Annotated in this window: 7 protein-coding genes and 1 riboswitch; of the genes, 2 read left to right on the top strand and 5 right to left on the bottom strand. The window is 61.3% G+C overall.

Features of this window, described 5'->3' with window-relative positions:
- Positions 1-166 precede the first annotated feature (166 nt).
- Genes QMX98_RS31885 through QMX98_RS31865 form a run of 5 tightly spaced genes read right to left on the bottom strand, consistent with a single transcriptional unit; the run spans position 167 to position 4,242 of the window.
- Entirely contained in the window at positions 167-808 is a 642-nt protein-coding gene (locus tag QMX98_RS31885) for an urea amidolyase associated protein UAAP2 (protein ID WP_282411938.1), read from the bottom strand.
- 11 nt (positions 809-819) lie between these two features.
- A complete protein-coding gene (locus QMX98_RS31880) occupies positions 820-1,545 on the bottom strand; it encodes an urea amidolyase associated protein UAAP1 (protein ID WP_010462307.1) in 726 nt (241 codons plus the stop codon).
- A gap of 13 nt (positions 1,546-1,558) precedes the next feature.
- Positions 1,559-2,347, bottom strand: coding sequence for an ABC transporter ATP-binding protein (locus tag QMX98_RS31875; RefSeq protein WP_010462305.1), 789 nt, complete (start codon positions 2,345-2,347; stop codon positions 1,559-1,561).
- Positions 2,344-3,159, bottom strand: coding sequence for an ABC transporter permease (locus QMX98_RS31870; protein ID WP_010462303.1), 816 nt, complete (start codon positions 3,157-3,159; stop codon positions 2,344-2,346). The genes QMX98_RS31875 and QMX98_RS31870 overlap by 4 nt, the downstream gene beginning before the upstream one ends.
- 15 nt (positions 3,160-3,174) lie before the next feature.
- Positions 3,175-4,242 (bottom strand): putative urea ABC transporter substrate-binding protein, encoded by a 1,068-nt coding sequence (locus tag QMX98_RS31865; RefSeq protein WP_010462301.1) that lies wholly within the window; start codon positions 4,240-4,242, stop codon positions 3,175-3,177.
- A gap of 62 nt (positions 4,243-4,304) precedes the next feature.
- A riboswitch (guanidine-I (ykkC/yxkD leader) is annotated at positions 4,305-4,405 on the bottom strand.
- Between the two features lie 278 nt (positions 4,406-4,683).
- Here QMX98_RS31865 and QMX98_RS31860 point away from each other — a divergent pair.
- Positions 4,684-4,926 (top strand): hypothetical protein, encoded by a 243-nt coding sequence (locus tag QMX98_RS31860; protein ID WP_282411937.1) that lies wholly within the window; start codon positions 4,684-4,686, stop codon positions 4,924-4,926.
- 167 nt (positions 4,927-5,093) lie between these two features.
- Complete coding sequence (locus QMX98_RS31855) at positions 5,094-5,537, top strand: hypothetical protein (RefSeq protein WP_077749610.1); 444 nt, start codon at positions 5,094-5,096, stop codon at positions 5,535-5,537.
- Positions 5,538-5,632 lie beyond the last annotated feature (95 nt).

Here is a 5,632-nt window from a genome sequence, read left to right as displayed (position 1 = left end):
CCTGCTCGCGATAGCGGTGTGTCAGTCAACATCGATGTTGAATGTGCTGACGCCATCGCGAGCAGGCTCGCTCCCACATTTGGATTGAGGTGTTCTTACTTTTTGAGGCACTGCCCGGAACGGGCCTGGCACAGGGCGAACAACCACCGCCGCAACCGCGCGAATTTCAGTTCCATACCAAAAGCTCCGCAGGGGTCGGGTTGTAGGCGTTGCACGGATTGTTCAGTTGCGGGCAGTTGGAGATCAGTACGATCACGTCCATTTCGGCGCGCAGGTCGACGTATTTGCCCGGTGCCGAAATGCCGTCTTCAAAGGTCAGCCCGCCGTCGGCGGTGACCGGCACGTTCATGAAGAAGTTGATGTTCGGTCCGATGTCGCCTTTGCCCAGTCGCCCGTCATGCACGCAGGCGCGCAGGTAGTTGTCGCGGCAACTGTGCATGTAGCGTTTCTCCAAGGCGTAGCGCACGCTGTTGCTCTCTTGCGCGCAGGCGCCGCCGAGGGTGTCGTGACGCCCGCAGGTGTCGGCGACGATGGTCAGCATCGGTTTGCCGAGGTTGGAATAGAGCACGCTGCCGGTGCTCAGGTAGACGCTGTTCTGCCGGCGCAACGTGCGCTGCACGTCATAACGTTCCTTCGGATTGGCCACGCTGTAGAACAAGGTGTCGACGGCCTGATTACCTTCCAGGTCGAGGATGCGCAGGGTCTGGCCGGCCTTGACCTCCATCAGCCACGGTTCGCCGGCCGGGATGGTGGCGCGGTAGACCGCAGTTTCAGGCGACTGTTGAGCGGTAGCGATTGCAAGTGACATGGCAGCGATCCTCAGGCGAACAAACGGTCGGTGTTGATGAAGCCGCGCTCGTTTTCCGGGCGCGAGGTGCGGCAATGTTCGGCGACGCTGGCGTCGGCGTTCATCCAGCTCAGCTTCAGGGGTTTGGGGGCGTAGTCCGGCGACGGGTCCATCGGATGCTGCAACGCGGTGAGCACCACCAGGGTGTCCATCGGCGCGTACAACTCGATGTAATCGCCGGCCTTCGAGTTGCCTTCGACAAAGTGGAAACGCCCGGTCTCATCGACGTTGACGCGGCTGAACAGGTTTAGCGTCATCAGCAGATCCGACAGGCCCAACCCCCACTTGCCCAGTTCCACCAACAGGTTGTCGGTGCCGTTGCGGAAGAATCCGTTGCGCAGTTCCTGATAACGCCCAGCGCCGTATTTTTCCGCGACTTCTTCAGCGCAGAGCACGCCGCCGAGGCTGTCGCTCCAGCCACAGGTGTCGGCGGTGATCGCGGCGAGCACGCGGCCCATGTCCGAGTAGAGGCAATGGCCGCGGGTGAGCTTGGCGGTGTGTTGGCATTTGAGGCTGTCGGGCAGGTTCAGGCGTTCGGTTTTTTCATTGGCATTGAGCAGCGTCAGGCTGACGTTGGCGCCGCCCCGCAGGTCGGTCAGGCGCAGCAACTGGCCGCGTTTCAACACGAACGAACGATGGCCACCGCCAGGGAGCATTTCTTCGGCGAAGGGCGGGAACAGCTGGGTCGAATCAGTCATTTCAAAAATTCCTCTAAGCGATACGAAGCGTGCCCGCCAGCGCAGCCGGCAAGGCATCGACGGCGGCGCGGTTGACGCGGCGGTCGCTGTTCAAAGGGATGTCGTAAGTGATGCGCGCGCCATAGGCACCGGGGGCGTGCGGGTCGACGCGGACCTTGTCGAACACCAGCAAACGAGTGCCGAGGCTGAAACCTTCGGACAGGTCATGGGTGACCATGAACACCGTCAGTTGCGTCTCGCGCCACAGCTCCAGCAGCAAGGCGTGCATGTCTTTGCGGATGCCCGGATCGAGCGCGCCGAACGGTTCGTCGAGCAGCAACACGCGGGGTTTCATGATCAGCGCCTGGGCGATGGCCAGCCGTTGTTGCATGCCGCCGGACAGCTGCGCCGGGTACTTGTCCAGCGAATGGCCGAGGCCGACCTTGTGCAGCAGCGCCGAGGCCTGTTCGCGGGCGTCTTTTTTTGCACTGCCGAACAAGCGCCCGAGCAAGGGCGAGCGCGGCAGTTCGAGGCCGAGGGCGACGTTATCGAGCACGGTCAGGTGCGGGAACACCGAGTAACGCTGGAACACCACGCCACGGCTGGAATCCGGTTCGCCGGCCAGGGCCTGACCGTCCAGCAGAATCTCGCCGCGACTGGCGCGTTCCTGGCCGAGTAACAGGCGCAGGAAGGTCGACTTGCCGCAACCCGACGCGCCGACCAAGGTGCAGAATTCACCTTCGTTGACGTTCAGGTTCAGGCCTTCGAGCACGACTTGGTCGGCGTATTGCTGCCAGACGTTTTTTACCGTGATGAAGCTCATGCGCGGGCTCCTTCATACCAAGGGAACGCGCGTTGGGTCAGGTGTTTGAGGCCCCAATCCATCAACCAGGCGAGCAGGGTGATCCACACCACGTAAGGCAGAATCACGTCCATCGCCAGGTAGCGGCGCACCAGAAAAATCCGATAGCCAAGGCCGTCGGTGGAGGCGATGGCTTCAGCGGCGATCAGAAACAGCCACGCCGAGCCGAGCATCAACCGCAGCGAGATCAGCAGCCGTGGCAACAGTTGTGGCAGCACCACGCGCAGCATCAATGTCCAGGTCGACGCGCCGAGGGTCTGGGCCTTGATCAGCAACTCGACCGGAATTTCCCGGGCGCGCTGTTCCAGATCACGGGCCAGGCACGGGGTGATGCCGATCACGATCAGCATCACTTTCGACAATTCCCCCAGCCCGAAGACGATGAACAGAATCGGCAGGATTGCCAGTGGCGGCACCATCGACAACACCGTCAGCAACGGCGACAACGGCGCGCCGAACAGCGGCAACGTTCCGGCGGCGATGCCCAGGCACAGCCCGGCCAGCGCACTGATGCCCAGGCCGATGGCCAGGCGGCGCAGGCTGGACGCGGTGTCTTGCCACAACAGGTATTCACCGGTGCGGGTGTCGGCAGTGAACGCCAGGCGTTTCACCGCGTCGGTCATCTGCACGGCGCTCGGCAATAGCTTGTCATTGGGGTTATCCGTCAGCCGCTCGGCCGAGCCCATGAAGTAGGCGAACAGCACCAGGGCGAACGGCAGGATCACCAACAGCAGACGACTCGGGCGATCCGGGTGGCGATTGATCAGGCGCATGGCCAGTCCTCCGGTTTACAGCTTGGCGTCAGCGGCCATCTGCACGTAGGTCGGGTCGAAGCGCAGCTTGAGGTTGGTCTTGTCGCCGCTGGTCACGCCATTGGCGAAGGCCATGCCGACGGCGCTGGTGTCTTTGGCGCCTTCACCCAGCAAGCCGTGCTGGAACGAAAACTCGGCGACCTTGCGCATGGTTTCCGGCAATTGCTTGCTGGTGGAGAAGTCCAGGGCTTCCTTGGGCGTGGCGAACAATTTGGTGGTGTCGAGTTGCGACTGGAAACCGGCCAGGTCGGTGCCCGAAGCTTTGGCCATGTGTTCGAGTGCGACCTTGCTGGCGGCGTTTTTTGCGTTCATCAACGCGACCACTTCGAACCAGGCGCCAGTCAGGGCTTTGCCCAGGGCCGGGTTGTCTTTGAGGGTGGCGCTGTTGACCACCATCATGTCCATGATTTCGCCGGGGATCTGGCTGGAGTTGAAGACTTCGGTCACCCCGGGCTTGGCCTTGATGTCCGAAAGCATCGGGTTCCAGGTGGTGACGGCGTTGACCTGATCGGTGTTGAAGGCGGCCGAGATATCGGCGTCCGAGGTGTTGACCACTTTCAGGTCTTTCTCGGTGAGGTCGACCGAATCCAGCGCCCGGGCCAGCAGGTAGTGCGACACCGACAGTTCGACCAGATTGACGTCCATGCCCTTGAGGTCGGCGACCTTCTTGCCATCGCCCTTGAGCACGATGCCATCGTTGCCGTTGGAGAAGTCGCTGACGATCAGCGCGGTGCTGTCGACGCCACCGGCCGCCGGAATGGTCAGCGCATCCATGTTGGTCATGGTGCAACCGTCGAACTGGCCGGCGGTGTATTGGTTGATGGATTCAACGTAGTCATTGAGCTGGACCACATCGATTTTGATGCCGTACTTCTTCGCCCATTTGTCGACGATGCCTTGGCTGCCGGCGTATTCCCAGGGCATCCAGCCGGCGTAGATGGTCCAGCAGACGCTGAAGTGGTCTTTTTGAGCGGCGTGGGACGGGAGGCTCACGAGGGCTGCGAAGGCAGCGGCGAGCAGGGCGGGTAAACGAAGCTTGAGCATGGGTGGTTCTCCAGTTGATCAAGGGCGGGCAGGAGTCAACGCAGCACCGCGAACGGTGGCTTGTCTCCCGGGCTTTTGTCCCGCCGTGTAACCTCAACTGGAGGTCGCCAACTCTCGGACCAGCCACTCGCCTTAGCGAGCCGGAACCCTAGTCAGCCATTGCAAATTGTGGTGCCGCGAACCTTGTGATGACTCCTGCACGGGTTTGCTAAAGCGAGAGCCGTGCCAAGTTGGCTTGAGGGCTCTAGGGTAGGGGATTGCGCGATGAGCGCTTGGGGCAGGCGAGGCGGTGTTGCCTTGTGATGGTGCGCGGGTGCACCGCTATGGGACGTTCACGGCCGCTGATCTGAAGGTCCGCACCCTTCGGCACTCGCCCCGGCATTGCCAGTCAAATGGGTGTCAGCCGGCCTGTTGCGGCTGTGGGTCTTTCAGGAGGCCGCCATGTTTCGTCGACTGTTGTTCGGTATGGTTCTCGGTCTTGGTCTATCCGGCTGCTATTACTACGCCGGTGGTTACGATGTGTATTCCGCGCCTTATTACTACCCCGGCTATTCTCCCTATTCCTACTATTACGGCCCACGTTATTACTACGGTCCGCGCTTCTATGGGGGCTATCGCTACTACTATTGGGGCGGGCACGGGCCACGTCATTACGGCGGTCGATACCGCGGTGGCCACCATTAATCAGCGGGTGAATAGATGAAAAACCTTTCATCGGCTACTTGTTTCAATCTGTTTCAGGAACGCACCAGATTTGGAAAACGATGTCTGATCTTTCGACAGTCACCGAATAATTGACTGTCGCCTGCCAGCGTCGCTGGTATGGCTCACTCGCGGTCCAGGAGGCCGCCATGCTCTGTCGAAAACAGCTCCACCGAATTCTTCTGATTGCAGTATTGGGATTGTCTCTTGGTGCGTGCGTGCCCTATTCCGATGGAGGAGGCAGCTACTACCGTTCCGATGTCTATACCTCGCCAGCGCCCGCCTATTATTCCGGTGGCGGACCTTACTATTCAGGTGGCGGCGGTTATTACACGCAGCCGCGCCGCTACTACGCGCCACCGGCGCGGTATTACCAGCCAACGCCGCGGTATTACCACCAGCCGCGGGTTTATCAACCGGCCCCTCGTTATTACCAGTCGCAACGGGGCGACTACCGGGCCCATGGTTGGGACGGCCGTAACCGCGGCGGTTGGAGCAACGATAACCGTGGCCATGGCGGACGCAACAATCACGGCGGACGAGGCGACCATAACGGTCGCGGCGATCACGATGGCCGGGGTGGCCGTCGTTAACCTCATCAATTAAACGCGATACCTGTGGGAGCGAGCCTGCTCGCGAAGGTGGTAGGTCAGGCGACATCAATGTCGACTGACACGCCCCCTTCGCG

This window comes from Pseudomonas sp. PS02303 (genome assembly GCF_029959925.1).
Classification (GTDB): domain Bacteria; phylum Pseudomonadota; class Gammaproteobacteria; order Pseudomonadales; family Pseudomonadaceae; genus Aquipseudomonas; species Aquipseudomonas mandelii.
Note: the sequence above shows the minus strand (reverse complement) of the source record. Positions and strands in the feature narration are given on the sequence as shown.

What these genes read in the sequence shown, in the direction of transcription:
- QMX98_RS31880 (WP_010462307.1), bottom strand. Translation starts at nt 1,545, where the DNA reads ATGACTGATTCGACCCAGCTGTTCCCGCCCTTCGCCGAAGAAATGCTC.
- QMX98_RS31875 (WP_010462305.1), bottom strand. Translation starts at nt 2,347, where the DNA reads ATGAGCTTCATCACGGTAAAAAACGTCTGGCAGCAATACGCCGACCAA.
- QMX98_RS31870 (WP_010462303.1), bottom strand. Translation starts at nt 3,159, where the DNA reads ATGCGCCTGATCAATCGCCACCCGGATCGCCCGAGTCGTCTGCTGTTG.
- QMX98_RS31885 (WP_282411938.1), bottom strand. Translation starts at nt 808, where the DNA reads ATGTCACTTGCAATCGCTACCGCTCAACAGTCGCCTGAAACTGCGGTC.
- QMX98_RS31855 (WP_077749610.1), top strand. Translation starts at nt 5,094, where the DNA reads ATGCTCTGTCGAAAACAGCTCCACCGAATTCTTCTGATTGCAGTATTG.
- QMX98_RS31865 (WP_010462301.1), bottom strand. Translation starts at nt 4,242, where the DNA reads ATGCTCAAGCTTCGTTTACCCGCCCTGCTCGCCGCTGCCTTCGCAGCC.
- QMX98_RS31860 (WP_282411937.1), top strand. Translation starts at nt 4,684, where the DNA reads ATGTTTCGTCGACTGTTGTTCGGTATGGTTCTCGGTCTTGGTCTATCC.